This is a genomic window from Streptomyces sp. O3 (genome assembly GCF_054788135.1).
In genome coordinates, this window is record NZ_JBTVYK010000012.1 from 49285 (window position 1) to 74307 (window position 25023).

Consider the following 25023-nt stretch of genomic DNA (forward strand, 5'->3'; position numbering starts at 1 on the left):
TCCCTCCGGGGCCTCAGGCGAAGAAGTCGCAGATGGTGTCGGCGATGCGCTCGACATCGGCGTCGGTCAGATGCGGCCAGATGGGGATCGCGAGGTTGGACCGGCTCGCCCAGCGGGAGTTCGGCCAGTCCGCGCCGTCGGGCGCCCAGGGCGCGAACGCGGGCTGCAGCGGCAGCGGCGTCGGGTAGTAGATGTGCGAGCCGATGCCGTTCTCGGTGAGATAGGCGCGCAGGTCCTCGCGGCGGGACACCTGGAGCGAATACACGTAGTAGCACCGGCCGTTGCGCCCGGCGGGCGGGGCCTTGACGCCGCGTTCGACGAGCGGCGCGAACCGCTCGGTGTAGTAGTCGGCGATCCGCGCCCGGCGCTCCAGGCGGTCCGCGAAGGTCGGCAGGCGGTGCAGCTGGAAGGCGGCGATCACCTCGTCGAAGCGGCTGTTGCGGCCGATCCGGTGGTGCAGGAAGCGGTGCACGCCGTCCTGCCCGTGGTTGCGCAGCATCCGTGCCGCGCGGGCGAGTTCGGGGTCGTCGGACAGCACCACACCGCCCTCGCCCGCGGTGCCGAGCGCCTTGACCTGGAAGAAGGAGAACACCCCGAGGGTGCCCCAGCGTCCGGCCGGTACTCCGTCGAGCATCGCGCCCTGGGCGACCGCCGCGTCCTCGATCACCGGCAGCTCGTGGCGGCGCGCGATCTCCATGACGCGCGGCATGTCCGCCATGATCGAGAAGAGATGGGCGGGCATCACCGCCTTGGTGCGCTCGGTGATCAGCGACTCCATGGAGTCCGGGTCCATCACCATCGTCCAGGGGTCGACGTCGGCGAAGACGGGCGTGGCGCCCGCGTTCGCCACCGACGAGGCCACCGGCTGGCAGCAGAACGCGGGCACGATCACCTCGTCGCCCGGCCCGATGTCCAGCGCGCCGACGGCCAGTTCGAGGCCGCCGGTGCCGCTGCCGCAGGCCACCACGTCGTGCGCGCCGGTGTCCCGCTTGATCTGCTGCTCGAACTCGGCGGTGCGCCGCCCCAGGATGAAACGCTGTTCCGGGTCGGTGCCCACCTCGAACAGCGCCTTGAGCAGCGCGTCACGGTCCGCCTCGAACAGGTCGGGCGGGAAGAAGGGCAGAGTCCTCACAGCCTGCTCCCGTCGTAGAAGTCCCTGAGGGCAGTGGCGACCTGGTCGACCTGCGCCTCGGTGAGATCGGGGTAGAAGGGCAGCGCGACGGCCCGCGCGCAGACCTCTTCGGCGACGGGGAAGTCCCCTTCGCGGTGGCCGAGTTCGGCGAAGCACGGCTGTAGGTGCAGCGGGATCGGGTAGTAGGTCTCGGTGCCGATGCCGCGTTCCGTGAGGTGCTCGACCAGCGCGTCGCGCCGCTCGACCTCGATCTCGTACACGTAGAACACCGGGTCGGTGGGCACCGGCCGCTCGACGACCGTCGGCAGCCGCAGCACGCCGGGCAGGTCCCGCAGCCGCTCGGTGTAGGCGGCGGCCAGCTCGGCGCGCCGGGCGATGTCGGCGTCGAGCCGCTCCAGCTTGGCCATCAGCACCGCGGCCTGGAGGTCGTCCATCTTGGAGTTGGTGCCGGACGCGCCGGACAGGTTCGAGATACCGGCGATGTGGTCGATGGTCTTGCCCATCCGGCCGTGGTGGCGCAGGATCCCGGCCCGCTCGGCGACCTCGTCGTCGTCGGTGAGCACCATGCCCGCGTCGCCGATCGCGCCGAGCGTCTTGGTGGGGAAGAACGACAGCACCCCGCCGCTGCTCAACAGGCCCGCGTGGGCGCCGTTCCAGCGCATGCCGATCGACTCGGCGCTGTCCTCCAGTACGGTCAGGCCGCGGGCCCGCGCCACCTCGTTGATCGCGCCCATGTCGGCGAGCTGGGTGAACAGATGGGCGGGCATGACGGCCTTGGTCCGCTCGGTGATCACCCGGTCCAGCGACCGCGGGTCCATGGCGTACGTCACCGGGTCGATGTCCGCGAAGACCGGTCGGCCCCCGGCGAGCGCCACGGACGTCGCGGTGGCGGCGAAGGTGAAGGCGGGCACCACGACCTCGTCGCCGCGCTCGATCCCGGCGGCGCGCAGCAGGATGACGAGCGCGTCGGTGCCGTTGTTCACGGCGATCGCGTGGCGGGCCCCGGTGTAGCGGGCGATGGCCCGCTCCAGCTCCAGGACCTTGCGGCCGTGCGAGTACTTGCCGCGCTCCAGGACGTCCTCGGTGTGCGCCGCGATCCGCGGCCACAGCTCCTCGAAGGCGGCGGCCTGGGAGAAGAACGGCACTCCCGCCGTGGCCTTCGCCTGTGCGCCGGGCGGGGCCGGCGTCGCCGTACTGTTCACGCTGCTCCTTCGATCAGGGCGGTCCGGTGGGCGGAATCGCGGTGCGCGGAATCGTTGTGCGGTGGGGCGTCGTGCGGTGCGGCGTCGTCCCGGCGTCCGGTGCCGGAGTCGTCGTATGCGCCCGGCCGTTCGTCGACGACCGTGGCGCCCGGCACCGGGCCGTAGGCGGTGCGCACCGCCCGGCACCGCCCGGAGCCGAGCAGGAACTCGCCGATGTCCGCGGCCGCCGCCGCGTCCCTGGCCAGGAACGCGCAGGTCGGGCCCGAGCCGCTGACCAGGCCGCGCAGCGCCCCGGCGGCGGCGCCGAGCCGCAGCGTGGCCGCCAGCTCGGGGCGGAGCCGCAGCGCCGCCCGCTGGAGGTCGTTGCGCAGCAGCGGCGCGAGGCGTACGGCGTCGCCGGTCGCGAGGGCGTCGGCGAAGGCGTCGGGCGGAGCCAGGGCGGAGTCGGGAGCGCCGGGATCGGGGGCACCGGGATCGGGGGCGTCGGGATCGGGGGCGTCGGCGGCGAGGCGGTCGAACTCGTCGAACACGACGGGGGTGCTCAGGCCCTGTGCCGCCTCGGCGAACACCCAGTGCAGGGTGCCGCCGGGCAGCGGGGCGAGCCGCTCGCCGCGGCCGGTGCCGAGCGCGGTGCCGCCGAGCAGCGCGAACGGCACATCGCTGCCGAGCAGTTCGGCGACCTCGGCGACGGCTGGGTGGTCGGCCGGAGCCCCCCACAGCCGGGCGCAGGCCACCAGCGCGGCGGCCGCGTCGGCGCTGCCGCCCGCCATGCCCCCGGCCACCGGGATCTGCTTGTCGATGTGCAGATGGACCCGCGGCGCGTGCCCCAGACGCTCACCGAGCAGTACGGCGGCGCGCGCGGCCAGGTTGCTCGCGTCGACGGGCACGGCGCGGGTGTCCGCCCCGGCGACGGTGAGCCTCAGGTCCGCGGCCTCGCGTACCTCGACGGTGTCGTGCAGGGAGACGGCCTGGAACACGGTGACCAGCTCGTGGTAGCCGTCCGCCCTGGCCCGGCCCACACCGAGGTGCGGGTTGACCTTGGCCGGCACCCGGACCGCGACGCTCACCGCGCTGCGTCCCAGATCTCGCTCATGAACCTGGCCGCCTTCCTGGCGCTGGACGTCTTCGGACCGGATGCCGGCCTGCCGCTCGGGCAGGAGCCGAAGGCTCGGGCGGAGCCGAAGGGTCACACTGGGAAGGGGAGTTCGCGGGCGACCCTTGCGGCGTGAAGTGTGCGAAGCGGTCCCTGCGCGCGGCTAAAGCGGGTGGGCGGAAGCGGGCACGACGGATGCGCCGACCGGTGGAGTCCCGGCTGTCGGCCGACTGTCGACCGGCTGTGCGCACGCCAGGCGGCCAGGTCAGGAGCCTGGGAAGAAGACTTCCCGACCAGGCCGCCGCTGCGCGTCATCCACTCGGCACGCCCTACTTTCCCCGCCCGGACCGCCCGCTGCCAAGCCACGAAGGCCGGAAGTGCCTGCATGGCAACTTGCGGTCAGCGCAGCGCGCTTGGATGGGTCGGGCGCGCCCGCGAGGCTTGCACCAGATGCCGGGGCAGCCGACTCCGGGCACCCCGGAGCCGCCTGGGCCAAGGAGCCACGCATGTCACGACCCGCAGCACTCGGCGGCCTGGACGTCACGGCCGTCGCCCGCCAGCTGACGCGGCACGAGCGGCCGCGTGGCGCGCCCGCCGGCCAGGAGCGGTTCACGCTCCACGCCGAGATGCCGGTAGGCCACGCCCTGTTCAACGAGGACCCCGGACGGCACGACGCGCAGATCTTCGTGGAGCTGACCCGCAGAGCGGGCCTGCACATCGGCCATCGCCACTTCGAGGTACCGGCCGAACGCCCGTGCCTGTTCTATAAGTTCGCGCTGCGCCTCACCGATCCGGCGGTCTGGTCCGTCGCGCTCGACGGCGCGCGTATGGCGCTCGATCTGCGGGCCTCGCCCACCAAGACGGTGGCTGGGGTGCCGCGTGGGCTGCGCCTGGGCGGTGCGATGGCGATCGACGGCGCGCCCGGCTGCACCGGCTCGGCCGAACTCGTCTTCCTCACCCCGACGGTGGCCCGCAACCACCGGGCCGCCAGCCGCCTCGCGGCGCTGGACGCCGATTCCGCACCGGGCACGAACGCCCGGCGGCCCGTGAACCCGGCGGAGGTCGGCCGCGTCGACCCGGCCAACGTGGTGGTGTCGGCCCCCGTGGGCCGCGGGTCGGCGCTGACCACGGCGGTCCTGGTCGATCCGGCCCACCCGGTGTTCTTCGCGGAGTCCGCGGACTCGGTGCCGGGCCTGCTGCTCGTGGAGGCGCTGCGGCAGAGCGCACTGCTCGCGGCGGGGCGTGTGCACGGCCTCTCGGCGCGGCACACCGCGCTGACGAGCATGGTGGTGCACGTACGCGGCCACGCCGAGCTCGATCTGCCGCTGGCCTGCGTCGCGGTCACCGAGCCCGTCGCCCGCGACGAGGAGGGCAGGCGTCAGACACGGGTCCAGCTGTCGCTGCAACAGGCGGGCAAAGTGGCGGCCGAGGCCCAGGTGGTGGCGGCGGAGACGGGCTGAGCCCAGGCCCTGCCGCCGTACGGCGAGAGTGTGACGACAGGGCACAGGGCACAGGGCCCAGGGCCCGCCTGGCGGATCATGCCTGGGACGCGGCCGCCTGGTCAGCCGGGCGGATCCCGGCCCCGGCGCCGGGCCCGTCCGCGCGGCACGCCGACGCCGTCGGCTGACAGCCCGTACTCGTACCCGTACCCGCACCCGCGTCGGCGGGGCGCGGCCGCCCGGTGAGCACCGCGGCGATCGCGGTGACCTCGTCGAGCGTCGGCAGCCCCCAGGTGACGCGCGCGCTGGCCATGGCGAGCCGGGTGGCGGCGGTCGCCTCGGTCGTCTCCGTCCTTACCTCGCTCATCGGACCGTGCTCCTCCCACCAGTCGGGCACCCGGCGGCACCCGGCACGCGGGCGCCGGACACAGCGTCGCCCCCCGCCCTAGAGCCGCCTTTGAGCCCCGCACCCGGCGAACTGGCGTTCGTCGGGTGAGCCGTCGGCGGCGCGGTTTTAGGGGTCCGGCTGTCCGAAGTCGGGGGGTGGGGCGGCCATACATTGGGGCTTGGCGTACGCCCGGGGGCCGGGGGGTGCAGTCCTCCGGGGGCGCGTCATCGACAGGCGGGAGCCGTATGCGATTCAGGGTGCTGGGACCGCTGGAGGTGAACACCGCCACGGACGCGCGGGCGGTCACGCCGCGTGCCGCCAAGGTCCGGGGCGTGCTCGCGACCCTGCTCGTACGATCCAACGAGGTCGTGTCCGTCGACGGTCTGATCGACGAGCTGTGGGGGGAGAACCCGCCCAGGACCGCGATGACCACTCTGCAGGTCTACATCTCGCAACTGCGCAAGCTGCTGCGCGAGGTGCAGCCCGAGTTCGGCCGCGAGGCGCTGGTGACCCGCTCGCCCGGCTACCGGCTGCGGGTCGACCCGAACCAGCTGGACCTCACCGTGTTCGAGGAGCTGCACAGCGGCGGGCGCGACGCGATGGAGCGCGGCGACCACGCCGCCGCCGCCGACCTGCAACGCCAGGCGCTCGCCCTGTGGCGCGGCCCGCTGCTGTCCGACACCCCGCACGGCAGCCTCCTGCATAGCATGGCGGTACGGCTCGCCGAGGTGCGCACCGCTGCCCTGGAACAGCGGATCCGCGCCGAACTGCACCTGGGCCACCACCAGGAACTCCTCGGCGAGTTGCAGGCGCTGGCCGCCGAGCTGCCGCTGCACGAGGAGTTCCACGCGCATCTGATGGTCGCCCTGTACCGTACGGGCCGCCAGGCGGACGCCCTGCGCGCCTTCGGCAAGCTGCGCCGCACCCTCGTGGACGAACTGGCCATCGAGCCCGGACGGCGTCTCCAGCAGTTGCACAGCCGCATCCTGACCGGCGACCCTGCCCTGCTGCGCCCGTCGGACCGCCGCCCCCGCGCGGGCGGCGGCGCGGAGCGGCCGCAGCCGCTGGCCGTCGCCGCGCCGCCGACGCCGCGCACCCGGCCGGTGGAGCAGCTGCCCGCCGCCGACCCGCTGTTCACGGGCCGCGACGGCGAGCTGGAGCGGCTGGCGAGCCGCCTGCGGGATCTGCCCGGCGGCGGCTGCGCCCAGGTCACCGGGCCCGCCGGGGTCGGCAAGACTGCGCTCGCCGTGGCCGTCGCCCACCGCACCCGCGAACTCTTCCCGGACGGGCGGGCCTTGGTGGGTCTGCGCGGCGACGACGGGCGGCCGCTGAACTCCACGCAGATCCTCGGCCGGATCCTCGTCGCGCTCGGCGTGCGCGAGCCGCTGCCCGTCGCGGTGGCCGAACTGCGTGAGCTGCTGCGGCAGTCGACGGAGGGGCGGCGTCTGCTGCTGATCCTCGACGACGCCGCCGACGCCGCCCAGCTGCGCCCGCTGCTGCCGCTGCCCGCGGGCTGCGCCGCCCTGGTGACCGCGCGGCCGGTCCTGCCGGGGCTCGGCGGCCATCTGCTGGCGATCGACGCGCTGTCCGCGCCGGACGCCCGCCTGCTGCTCACGGCCGCGGCGGGCCGCTCGTCGGCGGCGCGGCCCGCCGCGGCCGTGACCGACGGCGAGTACGGCGAGTACGGCACGCATGGCGAGTACGGCACGCAGGAGGCGTACGCCCCGGCGGGGCCGCCCGCGCCCGGCGAGCTGGACGCGCTGGACGCGCTCGGCGAGATCGACGCCGTCCAGGAGCGGGACGACTGGGACGAACTCGCCGAGCTGTGCGGCCGCTGGCCGTCCGCGCTGCGCGCCGTCGCGTCCCGGCTCGCCGCGCACCCGCACCACTCCCCCGCCGAGCTGGCGGCCAGGCTGCGCGGCCCCGAGACCCGCCTGGCGGAGCTGCGCGCCGCCGACGAGGACTGCCATGCCGCCCTGCGGGCCCCGTACGACAACGCGCCCGAACCGGTGCGCCGCGCCGCGCGGCTGCTCAGCCTGCTCCCCGAGGAGCTGTTCACCGTCACCGCGGCGGCCGCGGCGCTCGGCGCGCGCGTCGAGGCCGCCGAGCGCACCCTGCGCGCCCTGGTCGCCGCGGGCCTGCTGGGCACCGGTCCGGACGGGCGCGGCTACCGGTTCCCGGCCCTGACCCGGCTGCTGGCCGTCGAGCAGCGTAACGAGCAGGAGCCGAAGCTGTGGGTGCGCGCGGCCGTCGCCCGGCTGTGCGCCGCCGCCGCCGACCGGGCGGAGACCGCGCGGCACGCCGCCCGGATGGACGGCCAGCATCCGCTCGACTGGTTCGCGCGCCGCCAGAACGCCCTGGTGGCCCTGACCGGGCAGGCGCACGAGGCGGGCCTGTGGGCGCAGACCGTACGGCTGGCCGAGGCGATGGCCGTCTTCCTGGAGGCGCTCGCCGCCTGGGACCCCTGGCAGCGCACCCACACCCTGGCCGTCGACGCGGCCGAACGCGTCGGCGACGACGCGGCCCGCTCCCGGCTGCTGCGCTCGCTGGGCGACCTGGCCTGGCAGCGGCACCGCCCCGACGCCGCCCGCGACCTGTACCAGCGCGCCGTGGACGCGGCCGGGTCCACGGCCGCGCCCGAACGCGGCCGCGCCCTGGCCGGGCTCGCCGACGTCCAGCTGGACGCGGGCGCGGGCGAGGCGGCGGCCCGGCTGGTCACGCCGACCCTGCGCGAGACGCCCGACGACGCGCGCGGCTGCTACGAGGCGCGCCGCGTCCTGGGCCTGCTCGCCCTGGAGACCGAGGGACCGGCGGCGGCCCACGGCCACTTCCGCCAGTGCCTGACCCTGGCGGGCGCGCTGGGCGACCGGCGTCTGGAGGCGTACGCCCGCCGCTGGCTCGACCGCCTGGACCGCGACGCCCCGCTCCCCGCCTGGGTCGAAGTGCGCCCCGGCGCCTGGCGCACCCTGCCTGCGCCCCACCCGACGGCGTGAGCGCGGCTGGGGTCTGTCCGGCCGGGCCGCGCGCAACCCCCGCTTTACCAGGGCGCGGAGGATGGCCCTACCACCGGCCCACGCGCCGCGCGTCACCCGCGCGCCGACCGCGGCGGCCGGTGCCGGGCCGCCTGACCACGTACGGAGGAGCCATGTCCGCGTCGAGCAGCAACCGGCCGTCGCACGAGAACGTCCCCCAGCCGGACAACGCGCCGCCCATGGCCTCGATGTCCGACCACGACGACGCGCCGGACGAGACGTCGGCGCAGCCGCGCTACCTGTCCATCACCACCCCCACCGACCTGGAAGAACTCGTCATGGACGGGCACGGCTCACACGGCTCACACGACCCGCACCGCTCACACGACGCGCTCGACGGGCCCGGCGAGGAGTCGGCCGACCGAGGGTGAGCACCCCCTTAGCCCCTCATCTCTCCGCGCGCACAGGCCTGATCCGCGGCTACGTTCCGGCCCTGCACGCGTTCGACGAGCACCGCCGTGCCCTCCAGCGGCAGGCGGTGCTCGGCCACGGCCCGCTACTCGGGCCGCTGCTCGCCGCCCGGCGCGGGGCGCTGGCCCGGCTGCGGGAGCTGGCGTGGCTGCGCCAGCTCGCGGACAGCGCGCACCGCCGGATGCGCCTGGTCCTCGCCTCGGGCGCGTACGACGGTCTGCTGCCGCTCGCGGCGGACGACCTGGCCACGCTGATGGAGCTGCGGCTGCCGTATCTCGCCGACTCCACCGTCCTGCGGCATCCCACGCACGCCCCGGCCACCGAGATCCTGCCCCGGCTGCCGCTGCTGCGCCGCCGCGCCCCGCAGGTCCGCGCCGTCCTGGCCGCGTCCTCGCTCGACGAGACCGGGACGCCCTTCCGCAGCGAGCCGGACGACGACGGCCTGCTCGTCGTCCGCGGCCGGGACGCGCCCACCGTCGAGGCGCTCGCGGGGATCGCGCACGAGCTGGGGCACTGTCTGTACGAGCGGGCCAGACCGGTGCGCTGCGCGCTCGGCCAGATCGCGTCGGAGCGGCTCGCGCAACACCTGGAGGAGCAGGCCACGGCCCAGTATCTGGAGGCGCGCGGGGGCCCGCGGGAACGCCGCGCCTGGTGGGTCTACCAGCGGCGGGTGGACGCCGTGAACCTGCACTTCTTCGCCCTGGAGCGGTCGTTGACGTACGGAGACGGCGACGACAGCCGCGGCGGAAACGACAGCGGCAGCGGCAGCGGCATTGACGGGACGCCCCCGCCTGAGCTGCTGCCCGAGACGGCGACCGTGCTGCGCGAGTCGCTGTTCACGGTCCCCGGCTACCAAGTCGTGTACGCCCACGCGTCCCTGGCCCGCCTGCCCACTCCGGTACCCGCCCACGAAGGAGGAACAAGGCGATGACGACGGTCCTGCCGACGGGTGTCGGAAGCGAAGCGGTCGGCCCCGCACCGGGGTTGAGTCCCGTAGCAGCGGTCCGGGAGCGGTACGCGCGGCTGTACGCGGCCGCCACCGGCACAGGAGACACGGCGGGCACGCCCGGCACGACCCACACAACCGGCACGCCCGGCGCGCCCGCCGCCGGCGCCCCGTGGCCCGGCGCGGCCGGGGCCCTGCCGCCGTACCTGTGCCGACTCCTCAACCGGGCCGCGCCCACCGGCCGCGCGGCGCGCGGCCCGTACGCCGTGCTCGGCACCGACGGCGATCCGCTGGTGCCGGTCGGCACCGGGCCGCTGCGGCTGCGGTACGCCGACGGCATCGCCCCGCAGCTGCTGGACGCCGTCGGCCTCGGCGCGTTCCGTGCGGTGCGGCCGGGCCCGAAGACCACCGCGCGGCTGGCCGAGGCCGCCGACACGCTCCCGGCGCTGCTGCCCGACGCGGCCGCCGCCGTCGACCGGTACATCACCGCGCTCGTGCTGCTCAAGCCGCGCGGCCCGGCCAGCCCGATGGGCGACACGATGACGTCCTGCGCGTTCTACGGGCTGCCGTTCACGGCGTTCGTCAGCGGGCTCGGCCTGCACCACATGGTGCCGGGCTTCATGTTCTCCGAACCCAGCGTGTACACCCTCCAGGAGTCGCTGTATCACGAGGCCCTGCGGCTCGCCCTCAACGAGGAACGCCGCCTGGTCGACCACTTCGCCTCGCGCGACGACCGGGTCACGCTGGTGTACGTGTCCTGGCAGAGCGAGTGGCGCACCGCCGAGCACTGCCTGCGCATCCTGTACGTGTACGCCCAGCTGGCCCGGCTGCGCGCGGCGGCCCTGCGCCGGGGGCTCGGCCCCGAACAGCCGGTGCTCGCCGAGGCGTTGCGCTCGGTGCTGGCGTGCGCCAGGGAACTCGCCAACAGCCTGGCCGGAATGCGGTACCTGTTCACCGACACGGGCCTGCGCCTCCTCGACGGCATCGAGGCGCTCCTCCCGGAATGCGCGCTGGAGGCCTCCGCCTGAGACCTGAGACCTGGGACCTGGGACCTGAGCGTGTCAGTCGTAGCCGAGTTCCTTGAGGAAGGCGAGCAGCGCGGCGGCCAGTTCCGCGGGCGCGTCCTCCTGCACCAAGTGGCCCGCGCCCGCGATGACCTGAAGGTCGGCGCCGGGGATCCGCGCGGCCAGCTTCTCGCCCTGACTCAACGGGATCCAGGTGTCCTCGGCGCCCCAGCACACCGTCACGGGTAGCTGGAGCGTGCCGTACAGCTCCTCGATCTCATCGGTGTAACGCTGGTCGGCCTGGGCGATCTGGCGGTAGAACGCGGCCTGGCCGACCTCGCCGAGCCAGGGTTCCACCAGGCGTTCGAGTACCTTCTCACCCAGGTCGCCGTCGCTGGCGGAGCGCACGTACTCCCGTACGAGTGCGGCGTGCATGGCGGGCGGGAGCTGGTCGAACACCTCGGTGTGGTCGCCCACCAGCCGGAAGAACGGCGAGCCCCACGGGGCGAGGGCGACGGGGTCCACCAGCGCGAGACGGCGGTAGCGGACGCCGTGCAGCAGATGGGCGCGCAGCGCGACGGCGCCGCCGAAGTCATGGGCGACCACGGCGGGTTCGGCCAGCCCCCAGTGGTCGAGCAGCTCGGTGAACACCCGCCCCTGCGCGGCGAGCGAGACGTCCTGCCCCTCGTACTTCTCCGACGCGCCGTATCCGGGCATGTCCCAGACGTACACCTGGCAGTGCGCGGCGAGCGAGCGGGCGACACCACGCCAGACATAGGAGGAGAAGGGGGTACCGTGCAGCAGCACGACGGGTTCCTTCCCCTCTCCTTCTCCCATCCGATCCCAGCGGACCTCCCCGGAACTCCCGTGATAGGTCCTGCCCAGTTGCCAGTTACTCAAGAGGCCTCCTCGTCCATCGGCGACCGGCGCCGTTTCTCGTACGGTACGAGCGGGGCGTCGGCACTCACGCGCGGCACGGCGCGGGACAGCCGGTTCGGTGGTCCGGATCGGCGGTGCTTGCCCCTGCGCTCGATACTCTCAGGCCGCGATCATGGTCAGCCGGGCGGCAGCGAGTTCCTTCGGGTGGGCCGCGCCCTCCGGGCGCCTCGCGGCAAGCCCTAGAGGACGAGCCGCACGTCGTAGGCGTGCAGCCAGGCGTCCAGTTGCAGCGTGGTCTCCAGGGCAGCCCGGCTCATCCCCTGTTCCAGGGCGGCCGCGCCCTCCCGGCGCACCGCCGCCTTCAGTCCGGGCGCGACGAGGGGATCCAGCGGAGCTGACCCGGCACGAATCAGTTCGGCCAGCCGCTCGCGCAGCGTCCGGTCGTAAGTCTCGGCACGGATGGAGGGGTAGGGCGTCTTGATCCGCTGGGCCACCGCCTCCGGCAACAGGTCCCGCATCGCCGCCCGCAGCAGGCTTTTCTCCCGGCCGTCGAAGCTTTTCATGGCCCACGGAACGTTGAAGGTGTACTCGACCAAGCGGTGGTCGGCGAAGGGCACCCGGACCTCCAGTCCGCAGGCCATGCTCATCCGGTCCTTGCGGTCGAAGAGGATCTGGGCGTGCCGGGTGAGGGCGAGGTAGGTGACCTCCCGGTAGCGGGCCTCCACCGGGTCGGCGATGTCGGCGCGGGCGTCGATCTCCGCGACGGCGGTGCTGTGGCAGTCCCGCTCGTAAGCCGCGAGGTCCAGCTTGGCGAGCAGGTCGGGCGAGAAGACGACGTCGTTGCCCCGGTAGTCGGCGCGTCCTTCGTGTACCCAGGGGAAGGTGTTGGAGAGCACGGTGTCCCGTTCGCGCTGCCAACGGTAGCCGCCGAACACCTCGTCGCCGCACTCCCCGGAGAGCGCTACCGTGGAGTGTCGGCGCACGATGCTGAAGAGCAGATGCAGCGAGGCGTGCTCGTCGCCCTTGGCGATGGGGAGGTCGTACGCCTGAAGGACGGAAGCCCGCAGTGCGGGGTCGAGCAGGTCGGGGGCCTTGAGGGGCAGTTCGCTGTGGTCGGAGTCGACGTGCTCGGCGAGCAGCCGGGCGTACACGTGGTCCTGGTTGGCGGTGGCGCCCGCTGAACCGTCGGGGTCGGGGTCGCTGACCGAGCAGGAGCGGATGCGCTCCGTACCGGCTGTCCGTGCGGCGTGTGCGGCGAGCGCGGTGAGCGAGCCGGAGTCGAGACCGCCGGACAGCAGCGTGCACAGGGGCACGTCGGAGACCATCTGCTCCTCGACGATCTGCGTCATGAGTTCCCGCACTGTGCTGATCGTCCGGTCGAGGGAGTCGGTGTGCTCGGCTACCCGCAGCCGCCAGTACCGCTCCTCGGTCACCCCGGAGCGCCCGACGCGGACCATGCCGCCGGGCGGCACCTCGCGCATACCGCGGAAGACGGCGTGGCCTGGGACTTTGGCCACGGAGAGGAGGTCTCGCAGGCCGTCGGCGTCGAGGACCGGGGAGAATCCGGGGTGGGCGAGGATGGCCTTGGGTTCGGACCCGAAGAGCACGCCTGAGGTGGTCTCGGCGTAGTACAGGGGCTTGACTCCCATCCGGTCCCGGACGAGCAGTAGTTCCTGCCGGTCCAGGTCCCAGACGGCGAAGGCGTAGATGCCCTCCAGCCGGGTGACGAGTCCGGCGCCCCATTGCTGGTAGGCGCGCAGCACCGCTTCGGTGTCGCTGCGGGTGGTGAACCGGTGGCCCAGGCAGCTGAGTTGGGTGCGCAGCTCCTGGAAGTTGTATGTCTCGCCGCTGTAGGTCAGCGCGGCGCGTGCGGAGGAGGGATCTTCGGCGGCCATGGGCTGGCAGCCGCCCTCCAGGTCGATGACGGAGAGGCGTCGGTGTCCGAGAGCGACGTGGTCGCTGGTCCACAGCCCTTGGGCGTCGGGACCGCGGCGGGCCATGGTCGCGGTCATGGCCCGCGCCGTGTCGTGGTCGAGCGGACGGGCGAAGTCGACCCAGCCGGCTATACCGCACATGTTCCTGTACTCCTATGAGGTTGCGGGCCCATGGGCCCGCGGGAATGTCGGGGAGGGCGGGGCCGCTGGGCGGCGGCCGCGTTCAGACAGCGCGGGCCCGGCCTGCCAGCACCGCGACAAGGAGCGGGAGCGCGACCAGCAGCGCGAAGGCCGACGCGTAACCACCGAGCGGGCCCGCGCCCAGCGCCAGACAGGCGTTGAGGACTGCGGAGGCCAGCCCGAGCACGACGACCTGGCCGAGGTTCATGTTGGTCTGCAGGGCGCTGGTGGTGTGGCCCTGCCGGTGCGGAGCGCTGTGCTTGAGAGAGAGCACGGTGACGCACGGGTCCAGCAGGCCCATGCCGACGGCGGCCAGCGGCATGGCCGCCGCCGCGACCCAGGGGGACACGCCGCTGAGACTTCCGGCGACGGCCAGGACGACGGACGCGGCCATGACCAGGGCGCCTGCGGTGACCAGCCGGTGCCGGGCGACGTGCTGGAGCAGCTTGCCCTGCGCCCAGGACGCTGCCGCCCACAGCACCGCCGCGGTGGTAAACACCACGCCGACCGCCACAGGGGTGATGTCCCGCTCGGTGATCAGCATCAGCGGAACCAGGGCCTCGACGGTGAAGTAGGTGCCCGAGGTGAGGCCGCGCAGCAGCACGGTGGTCGGCAGTCCGCGGGCGCTGCGCCAGGTGCCGGCCGGCAGCAGACGGGGGGCGAACACCACGAGCAGGACGACGCCGGCGGTAGCGAACAGCAGGTGGCGGACATCCCATTCCGATACTCCGTACTGGCCCAGGGCCGCCCCGAGGCTGAGCATCGCTGCCACGAACAGCGGTGGCCGGGCGGCGCGTTCCTCGGCGGGCGGCAGGTCTGCGGGAGCGGCCCCGCCGCCGGAGGGGCGACGGAGCACGATCACCAGCGCGATCGAGGGCAGGAGGGTCAGCGCGGCGAGGCCGTAGAACACGACCCGCCAGGACCACACCTCGGCGACCACGCCCGCCAGCGGCGGCCCGACCAGCGAGGGGATCACCCAGCTCGCGCTCATCAGCGCCAGCATCCTCGGCCGCAGCCGCTCGGGGTAGGACTGACCGATCGCGGTCGTCACGGACACCGCGACCATGCCGGCCGCGAGGCCGTCCACGAACCGCCCGGCGGCCAGCTGCCAGATCGACTGGCTGGAGGCCGACACCAGCAGGGTCAGGACGGACAGCACCATGCCGAGTGCGAGCGGGCGGCGTGCCCCCGAGCGGTCCGCCCAGTGTCCGCCGAGCACGCCGCCCAGCAGGCTGGCAGCGACGAAGCAGCCCGCCACTAGCGGGAAGAGGGAGACTCCGTCGAGGTCCCGGACCGCCGTGGGCAGGGTGGGGACCACGGCGAGGGCGGCGAACCCGGTCAGGAACATCACCACGGCGAACGTCGTGGTGGCGGCCGCGTACGGGCGGGAGAAAATCCCCGTTTCGGGGTCGGCTCCGGCTCGGGGCTTCGGCGGACTCTCAGTCATCGCCGGCTGTTCCCCCGCCCCCTGGGACGTCGTCGTGGGTGTCACAGGCCAGCCACTGGGCTTGGGCCCGGGCCCCGCCGCGCACGTCGGCGGCGGGGTGCCATCCGGTCTCGGCGGTGACGCGGGTGGTGGACATCAGGGGCGGGTGCGGGCCGTCGGCGGTGGTGCCGCGGTGCCAGGGAGTGGCTCGGGCTGTGTCCGTGACGAGCTGGGCCAGCTCGCTTTCCTCGTACCGCGCGGTCGCCACGTTGTACGTCGCCGAGCGCACGGGGGCGGTCAGGACGGCGGCGAGGGATCCGGCCATGTCGCGGTGGTCGACGATCTGGTGGCGGCGGCCGTCGAGAAGCTCCATGGGGCGCCGGGTCCAGGCCCGCAGGGTCCACGTGGCGAGGACTCCGTGGAGCGGGGCGTGCGGCCCCACCTGCTCGGCGAACCGTACGACCTGGACGGGAACGCCGGTCCGGTCGCCCCAGCGCCGGCAGGTCTCCTCCGCGTCCCACCAGGCACGCGCCTCGACATCGGCCGGTGGTCCAGTCACGGCGTCCTCGGTGCACTCCTGGCCGGTCTGCCCGCGGTAGACGTCGGCGGAGCCAGCCAGCACCAGGCGCCGCACGCCGTGCCGCTCGGCGTCGGCGAGCAGGCCCGGCAGGGCGTCGCTCGGGTCGTGCGAGTCGGCGATGTGGATCACGGTGTGTGCCTGGGGGTCCGGCCGCTCGCCAGGGGTCGCGGCGCATCCCGCGTCGGTGAGCAGCCGCGCCAGCTGCTCCCGGAAGGCCGCGGTGCCACCGGTGACCGCGACGGCTTCAGCCGCGGTGGCGCGAGGTACGGGCGGGGTCGCGCGACGGGCCGCTCGGCCGGCGGCGAACGCGGTGAGCGCCAGGGCCCGTATCCGCGGGATCATCTCCGTCAGTTCGGCGCCGGTGTACTCCTCGCACAGGCCGCCGGGTCCCAGCGAGTCCATCACGGCGTCGGCCGCTGCCGGGTCGGGTTCGGCGGCGGTCAGCCCTTCGACGACGGCGCCGGTGGCGAAGGCTGTGAGCCATACCTGCCGACGGACGACGGCCGGCAACCCTGGCGCGTTGTGCTCCGCGAGTCCGGCGTCGCACCCGTCCAGCAGGCCGACGCGCCGCAGGTACCGGTCGGTCTCCAGATGCTCCCAGCGCGTCCCGTACCGGACCGCGCACCGGGCCTCTCCGTATTGGTAATAGGGCACCACGGAGAACGCGACGCATTCATACGTCCGCACACTGGCGGCGCGCTCGGAGAAATAGGTTGCGCGCCGCCAGCCGTGCGTACTGTTTCCAGCGAGGCTTGGTACGTCGTCATGGTCCACGGTGCTGGGGACAGCGATTCGCACCGGAATTCCTCGTGACTTCAAATACCGCTGGATAACGACATCGTAGGGCCAGCCGTTGCCGTGCTTCACGGCGAATTCCTCGTATCCGCGGGCGATGTCGGCGGGCAGCATGAGGGCGAGCGAGGGCACGTGCTCGTCGATCGCACGGGCCCACTGTGCTCCGGTGAGAGCACCGAGGCGCACGACTCCGCTGTTCCTTCCCTCCCAGCCCTCGTAGAAGGCGACCGCCTCTCCGGGGACGGCGGCGGCGACCTGTTCCAGGTAGGGGAAGAAGCCGTCGGCGATCAGGACGTCGTCCTGGAACACCACGTGGTGGGTCGCGTCGTCCCCGACGCAGCTCCAAGCGGGGTTCGCGGTACGCAGCGCGGTGGGCGGACCGGATGGGTCCGGGTCCGCGATGACGCGGATACGTCGAAGGGGGTCGCGGGCCGCGATGCCCTCGGCGGCGACAGCCCTCCTGGGGTGGGTCATCACGGCGCCCGTCAGAGAGATGGGGTGCACAGCTTCCCTTCTGGTCTTGCGGGTCGGCTGAGGCGGTGTCAGTTCTCGGTCGCTGCCGAGTTGCGTACTTGGCGCACGTTCTCATTGAGGCCGTGGTCGGCGCCCTGCTCCCGCTCCAGCCGGATCATCGCGGCGGGACGGTAGTTGAGGATGTACGCCCTACGGTCGCTGTCCGTGGTGTTGCCGCGGGAGCCGTGCAGCGTCGTGCCCGCGTGCGCCACGGCCTCACCCGCCCGCACCGGCACACAGGTGGCCCCCGGTTCGTCTTCGGAACAGTCGCACTCGATGTTCTTGCCGTCGCTGGTGGGACGGTGCGCCCGCAGGGGCTCACGGTGGGAGCCCCGCACGTACCACATGCACCCGTTGTCGGCGACCGCGTCATCGAGCGCCACCCAGACCGACACGGCCCGGTGGTCGGGCAGGTCGATCCAGTACGCGGCGTCCTGGTGCCACGGGGTGGGGACGCCGGTGTGCGGAGCCTTGTGGATCATCATGTCGAAGTCGAGCTCCGCGTCCGCGCCGATCAGCTCGCGGGCGAGACCCAGAGCCCGTTCGTGCAGCGGGAGTTCACGCAGCGGTGGGTACAGCGCCGACGGCCACATGATCTGCGTGATGTTCTCCTGGACCCCGTCCCGCAGCGGGACGTGTGAGCCGAGGTCGGACCTCTTGTCGCCGGCCACGATGTCCCCGCTCAGGAAGCGGTCGTAGATGTCCCGGTAGCGATCGAGGTCCTCGGGGGCGATGAGCCCGCCTACAGCGGCGAACCCATCCCGAGTGAACTTCTGGGCAACGTCGGAAACCACCTGAGTGGTCACGTTAACAGCCTCATCTCTTGTCTACCCCGTTACCGCACACGCTTCTTCGCAGTGCAGGGAGTCGTCACAGAAAAGTGAAGCAGGAAACCAGAAATCTGGCCTAGACCATTCGCTGGTTGACTTTATATAGCCCCAACAAGGGAGGTCAACAGCATTTTTCAGACCGTCTAAGAATGGTTCAGGCCAAGTCCCCATGGGCCGTCGTGGCCGCCAGTTCCAGTTCCCCGACCAGGACCTGTACGAGGCTCCACGCAAGGCCTGCTGGAGTACTAGGCGCCGCCCGGCGGGTCGTCGTAGCGGAGGTCTGTGGGGAGTTGGTGGCGGCGGGAGATGTTCAGTTTGCGGTAGGCGCGGGTGAGGTGCTGCTCGACCGTGCTCACCGTGACGTACAGCTTCGCGGCGATCTCCTGGTTGGTGTGGCCGAACGCGGCGAGCGAGGCGACGCGCCGTTCGGAGCCGCTGAGCAGGTCCACCGGCCGGTCGCCGGCGGCGGGCGGTGTCTCGCGTTCGGGTGCGCGCTCCGCCGGGCGGGGCAGGATCCGCTCGCACAGCGCCTGTGCGCCGCAGTCGGCCGCCAGCTGCCAGGCGCGGCGTGCGAGGGTTCCGGCCCGGTTGCCCTCGCCGACGAGTTGCAGGGCGCGCGCCAGGTCGGCGAGGGCGAGGGCGTGCTCCAACCGGTCGCCGCAGAACCGTAGTTCCTCTACAGCGCTGCCGAGCAGGCGGGGGCGTTCGGCGGGTGGCGCGGTGGCCGCGCGCACGCGCAGGCTGACGCCCCGCACGCGCGGGCAGCGCGCGTCCGGCAGCGCGAGCTGTTCGGCGATCAGGCGCTCGGCCCGCTGGTGTTCGCCCAGGCTCACCAGCGCGGCGGCGGCGTCGGTGCGCCATGCCAGGTGCCTCGGCCGGTCGAGCGCCCAGCCTCGGGCGAGGCGTCCGGCGTCGAGGAACTCGGCGAGCGCGGCCTCGTGCCGGTGCGTCGCGAGGTAGTAGAGGCCTCGCGCGCGCAGGTACTCCAGGGCGTGCACGCTGCGGAACAGCTCTTCGGGCGCGGGCGGTTCGAGGCGTCGGGCGGCCGCCTCGTACCGGCCCATCGCCACCAGCGCGGTGACCTCGGCGGCGATCAGGCCGAACAGCAGCGGCCCGCCGCGGCCCTCGACGGCGGCGGCCGCCGCGACGGCCTCGCGGCGGGCGCCCTTCAGGTCGCCGAGTCGCAGCAGGGCTTGGGCGTGCGGCAGGCCGAGCGCCGCGTACCAGCCGGGAGAGCTCCCGTGGTCGGCCTCGACCTGGAGTTTCTGGCACCACACAACGGCCCGCTCGCAGCGGTCGGAGTGCGCCAGGGCGCGCAGGGCCTGGACGATCAGGTCGAAGGTGGCGTGGGTGAGCGGTGTGTCCTTGAGGACTCGTTCGACGGTGTCGTGCGCGACGCCGTGCTTGCCGACGGGCGCGGGCGGCCACAGCGCGGCGGCAGCGCGCGACCGCGCGGCGGCGGACGCGGGGGCGGGGCCGGGTCCGGGGGCGGGTCCGGGTGCAGGTCCGGGTGCAGGCGCGGGTGCAGCGGCAGGGGCGGACGCGGGGGCAGGGGCGGGGCCGGGGGCAGGCGCGGACACGGTGGCAGACGCAAACGTAGGCGCGGGGGCGAGCAGGCCGCGCAGTGGGTCGCCGCCCGCCGCGCCGGCGGCCCGGAGCCGCTCGGCGTGCTCCAGCGCCTCGGCGGCCTGCTCGGCCCTCCCCTGGGTGAGCAGCAGCCGGGCGAGCAGCCCGGCGGCGGAGTACCCCAGCTCGCCCCGGCGCAGGGCGTCCAGGGGTTCGGCGAGCCGCGCGTCGACGGCCGCCGGGTCGGTGCGGCGCAGTACGGAGGCGAGCCGCAGCGCGAGCTGGGCACGTTCCGCGGGGTCCTCGCACAGGTCGTGCGCGAGGTCCAGGCAGTCGGCCGCGTAGCCGCCGTCGTCGTCGAGCAGCGCTTGGCGCGCCGCCTCGCCGAGCACCGGAACCGCCCAGCCGGCGCGCTCCGCCGCGGACCGCGCGAGCGGCCTGGCGAGCAGCAGGTGCTGGGCGACCGCGGCGGCCCTGGCGCCGCCGTCGTGGAGCACGCGCCCGGCCCGCAGATGGAGTTCGGCGCGCCCGGCGGGTCCGGCGTCGTCGAGTACGGCGGTGGCGACGGCCGGGTGCCGCAGCCCGCGGCCGATGCTCAGCCCGGCGGCGTCCAGGACGTCGAGTGTGCGGACCGCCGCGGCCGGTGGGATGGCGGCGACGGCCTCGGCGCGTTCGGCGGTGGCGTCCTCGCCCAGTACCGCGACGGCGGCGGCCAGCCGCCGGGCGTGCGGGCCGCTGCGCAGCAGACAGGTGACGGCGGCCTGCGCGAACGGCCCGCCGGACGCGGGCTCGGGCCAGGGTCCCTGACCGGCGGGGGAATCCGAGTGCGCCGGGTGCGCCAGGTGCGCCGGGTGCGCCGGGTCTTCGGTGAGCAGTGCCTTGAGCAGCAGCGGGTTGCCGCCGGTGAGGCGCTGGAGTCGGCGTACGACGGCGGTGGGCGGCTCACCTCCGGTGAGGCGCGCGGCCAGGGCCGCGGTGCCGCGTACGTCGAGGCGGCTCACGCGCAGCCGTGTGAAGCCCTCGTGCCGCACCAGCTCGGTCGGCGTCTCGGGCGCACCGGGAACGCCCGCGCCGAGCGTCTGGCCGAGCGCGAGCAGCACCGGGGTGCGGCGCAGGGTACGGCACAGATGCAGCAGATAGCCGAGCGACGGCCCGTCGGCGTACTGCGCGTCGTCGACGCTCACCACTACGGGCGCGCGCTCGGCGAGCCGCCGCAGCGCGTCGGTGAACTCCTGGACGGACGGAACGCCCCGCGCGCGCGAGACACGGGAGACCAGCCCGCTGTCCGCCGCGGCGGACAGCGCGTGCGTCAACTGCCGCAGCACGCCGTGCCGGACGTCGCGCTGCTCGTCGGACCCGGTGGCCTGTAGAACGAAGGCCCCCTGCTCCGCCGCGTGTTGGGCCAGGCGCAGCAGCAGTTCGGTCTTGCCGCAGCCAGCCGCCCCTTCGACCAGTACGACCGCCGTGTCACCGGCCGCGCAGCGCTCGACGGCGGCTGTGCAGCGGTCCCATTCCGCCGCCCGATGCAGGAGCGTCATCCCGCCTCCCCGGATTGTGCCTCCACTGTCCGAAAAGTCGGCGAGTGAATGAACTCCGGGGCGCTGTCCACTAGGTGCGCGGCAGGAACTGTCGCGCACCGGCAGAATCACTACCGCAAGTTACAATGAGTCGGACATTTCGCGTTTATGAGGAAAGGCGCAACCCATGCGTAAGGTCGTCGAATCCACGTTCGTGACCCTGGACGGTGTCCACTCGTCTCCGGAGCGGTGGAGCACGCCGTACTGGGACGAGGAGTACTCCCAGTACTCCAGCGATCTGCTGATGGCCGCCGACTCGCTGCTCCTGGGCCGGGAGACGTACGAGACCTTCGCCAAGGTCTGGCCAGCGATGAGAGAGGCCGAGGGCGCGTACGCGGAGCGGATGAACAGCCTGCCCAAGCACGTCGCCTCACGGACCCTCACCGAGGCCGCCTGGAACGCCACGGTCATCAAGGGCGACGTCGCCACGGAGGTCGCGAAGCTCAAGGAGCAGTCCGGGGGGTCGATCCTGAAGTTCGGCACCGGCGAACTCGACCGCACACTCCTGGAGAACCGCCTCGTCGACGAGTACCACTTCTGGATGTTCCCCGCCTTCGTCGGCTCCGGGGAGCGGCTGTTCGACGGCTTCGACCCCACGCATCTGCGGCTGCTGCGGTGCACCCCCTTCAAGTCGGGGATCACCGTGCTCACGTACGCGCCCAAGTAACCCGAGTAACTCAGGTAAGGGCTAGGCGGACTCGGACTCGGCCTGGCCCTCGCTCCCGTCTTCGCTCTCGCCCGGCTTGACGACGGCGTAGGTGAGCACCACGACGCCGTTCCCGAACGTCTCGGTCCCGGTGTGCCTGAGGTCGGCCGTGAAGCCGTCCTGACTGAGGGTGCTGGCACCGGCGATGGCCGGATGGACCCAGAACCGGACCTCGTCGAGCAGGCCGTGCCGGGCGAGGGCCTTGGCGACCGGGCCGAAGCCGTACATCAGGATGTCCTTGCCGGGGCGCTCCTTGAGCCGGGCGACCTCGTCCATCGCGTTCTCGCCGCGGATCACGGAGGTGTTGGCCCAGTCGGCCTTGTCCAGGGTCGAGGAGATCACGTACTTCTCGATGCTGTTCATCCGGTCGGCGAAGGCGTCGGCGCCCGCCTGCTGGGTCCAGGCCTCCTGGAAGGCCTCGTAGAGCTTCCGGCCCATCAGCAGCGTGTCACTGCCGAAGAGCAGGTCGTTCGCGAGCTTCGCCATCTCGTCGTTCCACAGGCCGAAGTGCCACTTCTCCATGCCCTCGGTGTCGCCGTCGAGCGTGATGTTGGTCGAACTGACGATCTTGCGCATGCTGTTCCCCTGACGCTGGTCTGACGCCCGTCGATCGCTAACCGCCCCATGATGCGACGGCACGCGAAGTACCGCATCTTCCATCGTGCTTTCTTTCTCCGCCGACGGCGACCTACCGCGCCGACGGCCACTCAATTCCGGCCAGCGGGACGCGCCTGGGGAATCCGCCGGTCACCCCGCGAACACCCTTTCGTTCCCTGGGAATTCCGTTCGCACAGCGATCGACGCTCCTGACCCACACCTCTCACCTCGCCTCTGTGCGGGGCCCGTTGGCGTGCGCGGAGCTGAGCGATGCTGAGCAATCTGAGAGAAGACAACGCGGGCACCATCGGGGAGGCTGTTAGCACCTCCGCGGATCAGATGATTCCGCTCGTCTGCGGGAATGCCTGTCGGCCGGGTCCGCTGAGGCGTCCATTTCCCATGTGCAGTAAGCAGTAAGGAGAGTCCTCATGGCTGAGTTCGCGGTCGTGCTCTATTCGCCCGCCCCCGCCGACCCGATGGACTACACCCCCGAAGAGCTGGCGGCGAACGACCGCTTCGGCAAGAAGCTGGAAGAGCTCGGCGGCGAGATGGTCGTCGCCAAGGCCTGTCTGCCGAGCACGGCGGCGTGCGCCGTGCGGGACGGGGTCGTCTCCGACGGGACGTTCCTCGACTCCAAGGAAGTCATCGCCGGTTTCTTCGTCCTTGAGGCCCGCGACATCGAGCACGCCAAGGAGATCGCTCAGCACGTTCCGGCCAAGCCCGGCGGCGGCGTCGAGGTGCGCCCCCTCCTCGGCGAGTAACCCCCTGGGGCGACCGCCTTCCGACACTCCCCGCCGGAAGGCGGTCGGCCCTCCGCTCAGCGGCGATGGGCCCCGCCAGGCGCACCGAACGCACACCACTGACCCCCGCGCGGTGCCCCACACCGGGATTGCGCAACGAAAGGAGTACGAGAGTGCCCGCTGCCCAAGCACCTGCCAAGGCAGGGCGGAAGGCGTGGCTCGGCCTGGCGGTACTGGCCTTGCCCACCTTCGTCGTCGCCATCGATCTCTTCGTCCTGATGCTGGCGCTGCCCGAACTGGCGACCGACCTGGGCGCCGACAGCAACCAGCAGCTGTGGACCATGGACATCTACGGATTCCTGCTCGCGGGATTCCTGGTCACCATGGGCACGCTCGGGGATCGCGTCGGACGCCGCAAACTGCTCATCATCGGCGCGGCGGCGTTCTCCGTCGCGTCCGTGCTGTGCGCCTATTCGACCAGCCCGGAGATGCTGATCGCGGCCCGCGCGCTGCTGGGCATCGCCGGCGCCACCATCGGCCCGTCCACGATCTCCCTGATCGCCACGCTGTTCCAGGACCCCAAGCAGCAGGCCGCGGCCTTCGGTCTGTGGGGCGCCACCTTCACCATGGGCGCGGTGTTCGGCCCCGTCATCGGCGGTGTCATGCTGGCGCACTGGTGGTGGGGTTCGGTGTTCCTGCTCGGTGTGCCGCTGGTGCTGATCGCGCTGGTGCTGGCCCCGAAGCTGCTGCCGGAGTACAAGAACGGCGAGCCCGGCCGACTCGACCCGACCAGCGTCCTGCTGACGCTCCTGATGATCCTGCCGACCGTCTACGGCATCAAGGAGCTGGCCCGGCACGGCTGGGAGACCCTGCCGGTGCTGTCCCTCCTGGTCGGCGTGGCCGCCGGAGTGGCGTTCGTACGCCGTCAGCGCCGGCTCAGCGACCCGCTGCTCGACGTGCGCCTGTTCGGCAACGGCACCATCGGCACCACCCTGGGCGGTCAGCTCGCCTACAGCGCGCAGGGCGGCGCGATCATGCTGTTCATGATGCTGTACTTCCAGCTCGTGGACGGCATGTCGACGCTGGAGGCGGGCCTGGCGATGGTTCCCGGCATGGTCGGCGGCGCCCTGGGCTTCACGGTCGCGCCGAAGCTCGCGGCCCGCTTCCGGCCCGCGTATGTGATCGCGGGCGGTCTGGCGATCTCCGCGCTGGTGCTCCTGACCTATCTCACGCTCGACGCCGGGACGGCGGGGAGCACCGCCCTGCTGGTGGCCGGATTCACCGTCGTCGCCTTCTGCGCCGCGCCGATGCCGGGTCTCGGCACCAACCTCGTGGTCATGAACGCTCCCCCGGAGAAGGCGGGTTCGGCGGGCTCGCTGGCCCAGATGGCGAACGAGTTCGGCGGCACGCTCGGTATCGCGGTGTTCGGCACCGTCGGCCTGGCCGTGTACCGCTCCCAGGTCGCCGACTCCGTACCGGCGGGCGTCAGCGGCGAGGCGGCGGAGGCTACGCGGGACAGCCTGGCCGGGGCCAACGCGGCGGCCGACGGGCTGCCCGAGGACACCGCCGCCGCGCTGCTCGCACCGGCCCAGGACGCGTTCCTCGGCGGTCTGCAGACCATCGCCGTGGTGTGTGGCGTGATTCTGGCGGCCGTGGCCGTACTGATCGCGGTCAAGCTCAAGCACATTCCGCCGATCGGCTCGGCCCCCGCGCCGGAGCCGGGCGACGCGCCGGACGCGGGCGCGGCGGCCGAGCCGGGCGATCCCGGCCAGCCCGGCTCGGCGACTCAGTCGAGCGAGGCGGTGGACCCGGCCGACGGGGACGCGGATCCGTCCCGGAAGGCGGCGTCTCTGAGCTGATCTCCTCTCCCACCTGACCGCAGCGCGCGATGTCCGCCGCGGTCAGGTGCGGCGCACCTGTGTGGGGCGCACTCGTATGGGGCGGGGCCGTACGCGGCTCCGCCCCATCGGCGTGCCCCAGGGCAATCCAGGAGATGCCTCACCCCCCGGCTGACTGTGACGCTTTCGGCCACGGGCGGCTCGAACGGTCGAGC

General features: G+C 73.1%; 19 protein-coding genes. 8 read left to right on the top strand and 11 right to left on the bottom strand.

The features are described from left to right. Positions 1 to 13: 13 nt before the first annotated feature. Genes ACX6XY_RS08625 through ACX6XY_RS08635 form a run of 3 tightly spaced genes read right to left on the bottom strand, consistent with a single transcriptional unit; the run spans position 14 to position 3401 of the window. Positions 14 to 1132 carry a DegT/DnrJ/EryC1/StrS family aminotransferase gene (locus tag ACX6XY_RS08625; RefSeq protein WP_460327997.1) on the bottom strand — a complete coding sequence of 373 codons (1119 nt, stop codon included), beginning with the start codon at positions 1130 to 1132 and terminating at the stop codon, positions 14 to 16. Next, on the bottom strand, positions 1129 to 2334 hold the full coding sequence (locus tag ACX6XY_RS08630) for a DegT/DnrJ/EryC1/StrS family aminotransferase (RefSeq protein ID WP_460327998.1): 1206 nt from the start codon (positions 2332 to 2334) through the stop codon (positions 1129 to 1131). Before ACX6XY_RS08630 ends, ACX6XY_RS08625 begins: the two co-directional genes overlap by 4 nt. Beyond that, positions 2331 to 3401, bottom strand: coding sequence for a 4-(cytidine 5'-diphospho)-2-C-methyl-D-erythritol kinase (locus tag ACX6XY_RS08635; protein ID WP_460328048.1), 1071 nt, complete (start codon positions 3399 to 3401; stop codon positions 2331 to 2333). The genes ACX6XY_RS08630 and ACX6XY_RS08635 overlap by 4 nt, the downstream gene beginning before the upstream one ends. A 532-nt stretch (positions 3402 to 3933) precedes the next feature. On the opposite strand from ACX6XY_RS08635, the gene ACX6XY_RS08640 reads away from it, so the two are divergent. Continuing rightward, a complete protein-coding gene (locus tag ACX6XY_RS08640; RefSeq protein ID WP_460327999.1) occupies positions 3934 to 4887 on the top strand; it encodes an AfsA-related hotdog domain-containing protein in 954 nt (317 codons plus the stop codon). Positions 4888 to 4963: 76 nt separating this feature from the next. Here the strand turns inward: ACX6XY_RS08640 and ACX6XY_RS08645 are convergent, their stop codons facing one another. Next, positions 4964 to 5233 (bottom strand): hypothetical protein, encoded by a 270-nt coding sequence (locus ACX6XY_RS08645; protein ID WP_460328000.1) that lies wholly within the window; start codon positions 5231 to 5233, stop codon positions 4964 to 4966. 266 nt (positions 5234 to 5499) lie between these two features. Between ACX6XY_RS08645 and ACX6XY_RS08650 the strand changes: the two genes are divergently transcribed. The 4 genes from ACX6XY_RS08650 to ACX6XY_RS08665 all read left to right on the top strand — a co-directional run bounded on the left by ACX6XY_RS08650 (position 5500) and on the right by ACX6XY_RS08665 (position 10671). Continuing rightward, on the top strand, positions 5500 to 8247 hold the full coding sequence (locus ACX6XY_RS08650) for an AfsR/SARP family transcriptional regulator (RefSeq protein ID WP_460328002.1): 2748 nt from the start codon (positions 5500 to 5502) through the stop codon (positions 8245 to 8247). Between the two features lie 152 nt (positions 8248 to 8399). Next, the gene (locus ACX6XY_RS08655; RefSeq protein WP_460328003.1) at positions 8400 to 8657 is read left to right on the top strand and encodes a hypothetical protein; all 258 of its coding nucleotides are present in this window, start codon (positions 8400 to 8402) and stop codon (positions 8655 to 8657) included. Further along, a complete protein-coding gene (locus ACX6XY_RS08660; RefSeq protein WP_460328004.1) occupies positions 8654 to 9628 on the top strand; it encodes a hypothetical protein in 975 nt (324 codons plus the stop codon). The genes ACX6XY_RS08655 and ACX6XY_RS08660 overlap by 4 nt, the downstream gene beginning before the upstream one ends. Beyond that, on the top strand, positions 9625 to 10671 hold the full coding sequence (locus tag ACX6XY_RS08665) for a hypothetical protein (protein WP_460328005.1): 1047 nt from the start codon (positions 9625 to 9627) through the stop codon (positions 10669 to 10671). Before ACX6XY_RS08660 ends, ACX6XY_RS08665 begins: the two co-directional genes overlap by 4 nt. A 33-nt stretch (positions 10672 to 10704) precedes the next feature. Here the strand turns inward: ACX6XY_RS08665 and ACX6XY_RS08670 are convergent, their stop codons facing one another. The 6 genes from ACX6XY_RS08670 to ACX6XY_RS08695 form a co-directional block, all read right to left on the bottom strand. Further along, positions 10705 to 11547, bottom strand: a complete 843-nt coding sequence (locus tag ACX6XY_RS08670; RefSeq protein ID WP_460328006.1) for an alpha/beta fold hydrolase — start codon at positions 11545 to 11547, stop codon at positions 10705 to 10707. Between the two features lie 218 nt (positions 11548 to 11765). Continuing rightward, on the bottom strand, positions 11766 to 13601 hold the full coding sequence (gene asnB, locus ACX6XY_RS08675) for an asparagine synthase (glutamine-hydrolyzing) (RefSeq protein ID WP_460328007.1): 1836 nt from the start codon (positions 13599 to 13601) through the stop codon (positions 11766 to 11768). Positions 13602 to 13683: 82 nt separating this feature from the next. Further along, entirely contained in the window at positions 13684 to 15087 is a 1404-nt protein-coding gene (locus tag ACX6XY_RS08680) for an MFS transporter (protein ID WP_460328008.1), read from the bottom strand. After that, positions 15080 to 16945, bottom strand: coding sequence for an NAD-dependent epimerase/dehydratase family protein (locus tag ACX6XY_RS08685; protein WP_460328009.1), 1866 nt, complete (start codon positions 16943 to 16945; stop codon positions 15080 to 15082). Before ACX6XY_RS08685 ends, ACX6XY_RS08680 begins: the two co-directional genes overlap by 8 nt. 38 nt (positions 16946 to 16983) lie before the next feature. Beyond that, positions 16984 to 17760, bottom strand: coding sequence for a phytanoyl-CoA dioxygenase family protein (locus ACX6XY_RS08690; RefSeq protein WP_460328010.1), 777 nt, complete (start codon positions 17758 to 17760; stop codon positions 16984 to 16986). Between the two features lie 269 nt (positions 17761 to 18029). Further along, positions 18030 to 20888 (bottom strand): helix-turn-helix transcriptional regulator, encoded by a 2859-nt coding sequence (locus tag ACX6XY_RS08695; protein WP_460328011.1) that lies wholly within the window; start codon positions 20886 to 20888, stop codon positions 18030 to 18032. A gap of 166 nt (positions 20889 to 21054) precedes the next feature. On the opposite strand from ACX6XY_RS08695, the gene ACX6XY_RS08700 reads away from it, so the two are divergent. Then, positions 21055 to 21594 carry a dihydrofolate reductase family protein gene (locus tag ACX6XY_RS08700; RefSeq protein ID WP_460328013.1) on the top strand — a complete coding sequence of 180 codons (540 nt, stop codon included), beginning with the start codon at positions 21055 to 21057 and terminating at the stop codon, positions 21592 to 21594. Between the two features lie 21 nt (positions 21595 to 21615). Here the strand turns inward: ACX6XY_RS08700 and ACX6XY_RS08705 are convergent, their stop codons facing one another. Further along, a complete protein-coding gene (locus ACX6XY_RS08705; protein WP_460328014.1) occupies positions 21616 to 22209 on the bottom strand; it encodes a dihydrofolate reductase family protein in 594 nt (197 codons plus the stop codon). A gap of 449 nt (positions 22210 to 22658) precedes the next feature. On the opposite strand from ACX6XY_RS08705, the gene ACX6XY_RS08710 reads away from it, so the two are divergent. Next, entirely contained in the window at positions 22659 to 22991 is a 333-nt protein-coding gene (locus ACX6XY_RS08710; RefSeq protein WP_460328015.1) for a YciI family protein, read from the top strand. A 152-nt stretch (positions 22992 to 23143) separates the two neighbouring features. After that, positions 23144 to 24829 carry an MFS transporter gene (locus ACX6XY_RS08715; protein ID WP_460328016.1) on the top strand — a complete coding sequence of 562 codons (1686 nt, stop codon included), beginning with the start codon at positions 23144 to 23146 and terminating at the stop codon, positions 24827 to 24829. Positions 24830 to 25023: the final 194 nt, after the last annotated feature.